Below are 2,431 nucleotides of genomic sequence, written 5' to 3' on the forward strand. Positions count from 1 at the left end.
AGGTACAGCGGCAGCGGTATCTCCGGTGCTGTCACCGCACCCCCCCCAAGGTCGGCAAGGCTAAACGGAAAGACCCGCAGCCGCGCAAGCGACAACGGGCCTTCAAGCCGTGTATCCATTCCAACCAACCCGAGGTCTCCTTGCCGGAGCCAACGAGCCAGAGCGCCCCAATACCGCACGGACGTGACTCCCGCGGATGCCGACCCACAACCAACACCGCGCTTAATCTTCGAGGGCTTAACGATCTTTGTTGAAAATGATCTGGTGCGCCCTTGGTCCGATAACAACCCCAACCGCCTCAGCGGCAGCCGGATTGACCCGATGGCGCGCCCACACTCAGTCGGATGCTCCGGGGTTTTGCGAGAGCATTGCAGCGAGTAAGCAAGTGTGCGGGCAAGCCCCTGGCGGTTCCAAGTTGCGATGTTCCTGACGTTAGGTGAAAGCAGTCTACACGACCGACACTGCCTGCGTCCCCACGCTGGACAAGACACTAACCGCTCCCACTTTCGCTGCTGCATCCAGCACCGCCAAAGTGATAGGCGCTTCCTTGTAGAAGGCGTAGCCTACCCATCCCTGGCAGATCAAAGCTGTTGCCATGGCTGGTTCGGGAGAAAACATATGGCCAAAGGTCAGAAGCGGAACGGCCGCGAGCAAAAAAAGCCGAAACAGAACAAGCCAACCGTGACCGCCGGGCGGTCTGCGTTAACGGCTCTGCATGACCGGCCAGCGATGCCGGCCCCAGCGAAGAAAACGTAGAGGGTCAAAACTGCACTGTCTGTGATTTGAAGGGCAGACCATACCAGCATCGGGCAGGGGAGGGCAGTGCATGAGCGACGGTTCTTGGCACCTCACGATCCGAAAATACAATGCATCTGGGCCACCTGAAGAGATCGGACGCAGGGTGCGGGAAGGTCTGCTCCCGCTGCTCAGTCGGGAGCCTGGATTCCGGGCCTACTATGCTGCCAGAATGGACGGCGGAAGCGGCGTGTTCTCTGTCAGTGTATTCGCCGACCACAACGCCATGCTCGTGGCCAATGAGCGCGCCATGGCTTGGGCCGGACCAAACCTCGGTGCGCTGCTCACCAGGGTACCCGAGGTTACGACGGTGGAGGTGAAGGTGCATGTTGATGCTCCGCGGCAGGGGCATGACAGCTACCTGCTGGTCCGCATGACAGATGGCCTTGGACCGTTCTCGGCTGTGTTGCCGACCGTTCAGGAGAGGATTGTGCCTTTGACCTTGGAGCAGCCTGGGTTCCGCCATCTCTATAGCGGGCGGGATGAAGCGCAGGATGATCTCTCGATCAGCGTATCGGTATTCAGCAACCGAAGTACGGCAACAGCAGCGCATGCGCAGGTCGCGGCGCTGATGGCCCAGCATCGGGACCTCTGGCCGAGACCAACGCGGATCATGCTGGCGGGCGAGGTGCTGGTCGCCGCTGTCGCCGAGGAAGTCGGCCACCTCGCTTGAGGGACTTGAGCTATGACAACCTTCATTGCGCTCGGCAACTGGACCGAGCAGGGCGCCCGCACCATTGCTGAGTCTCCTCGTCGGCTCGATGCTGCCAAGAAGCAGCTTGAGGAGATGGGAGGACGGTTTGTCTCCTTTTGGATGACCATGGGCGGGCATGACTTGGTTTTGGTCTACGAGGCTCCTGACAATGCCGTGGCAGCCAGATTCAGTCTGATATTGGGCAGGCTCGGGGCGGTAAGGATCGCAACCCTAACCGCCTTTTCCGAACCATCGTACCGCCAGATCGTCACCTCGCTGGAGTAGCTACTGGCATCACCTCTGGGCCAAATGGACTCGACGAACGTGTCCTATTGCATCGCGGTATTTTAGCTATTTGCTTGCGCCCCAATTGGATACGCCGAGTTTGAAGACTTGAGGAATGGCGGCAACGCTCTCCACAACGCGAAGCGCAGTCGGCTGCGAAATTTAAATGCGGGGACACGCAACAAAATCTTAGCAGTAGCATTTACCGGGTATCCGGCACCAAGCCGGGAAGGGAGAGGAAAATGCGAGGGCGCCTCTGGGTGGCGATCCTCTACGCCAGTCTTCCATGTGCCATAGCGTTGGCCCAACCTCGCACCGAGCACGCTGCTGTCTCCGCGGTAGCTGAGACCAGCGCTGGCGCAGCACCTTCAATCTTGCCGCCGAGAGCACCTATCCGAGTCCGCCCGGATGTCGAGCGGACGAATTTCGGTTGGATCGCCCTGCTTGGGCTGAGCAGCCTGACTGCATCTACTTCCCAGCTTAGACCATCACTGCAAAACGACCGACGATAACCCTTGGGCGAAGCGCATAGTTGGTAGTCATTGGCAGCCCCTTCGAGTACGGTGATGCATGGGTCAAGCAGCGGTGGACCGGCTTTAGGCCAGCTTCAGGTTGGCTGCCGCTTCTTTCCCGCGTTCCCGAACAACCTCGTAGCTG

Annotated in this window: 2 protein-coding genes; both read left to right on the forward strand. The window is 59.7% G+C overall.

All coding sequences use genetic code 11. The features are described 5' to 3' along the window. Positions 1–826: 826 nt before the first annotated feature. Positions 827–1,468, forward strand: coding sequence for a hypothetical protein (locus tag EP26_RS30505; RefSeq protein ID WP_157033981.1), 642 nt, complete (start codon positions 827–829; stop codon positions 1,466–1,468). 12 nt (positions 1,469–1,480) lie between these two features. Then, positions 1,481–1,774, forward strand: coding sequence for a GYD domain-containing protein (locus tag EP26_RS30510; protein ID WP_043345188.1), 294 nt, complete (start codon positions 1,481–1,483; stop codon positions 1,772–1,774). The last annotated feature ends 657 nt before the right edge of the window (positions 1,775–2,431 follow it).

The organism is Belnapia moabensis DSM 16746, from assembly GCF_000745835.1.
Lineage (GTDB): Bacteria > Pseudomonadota > Alphaproteobacteria > Acetobacterales > Acetobacteraceae > Belnapia > Belnapia moabensis.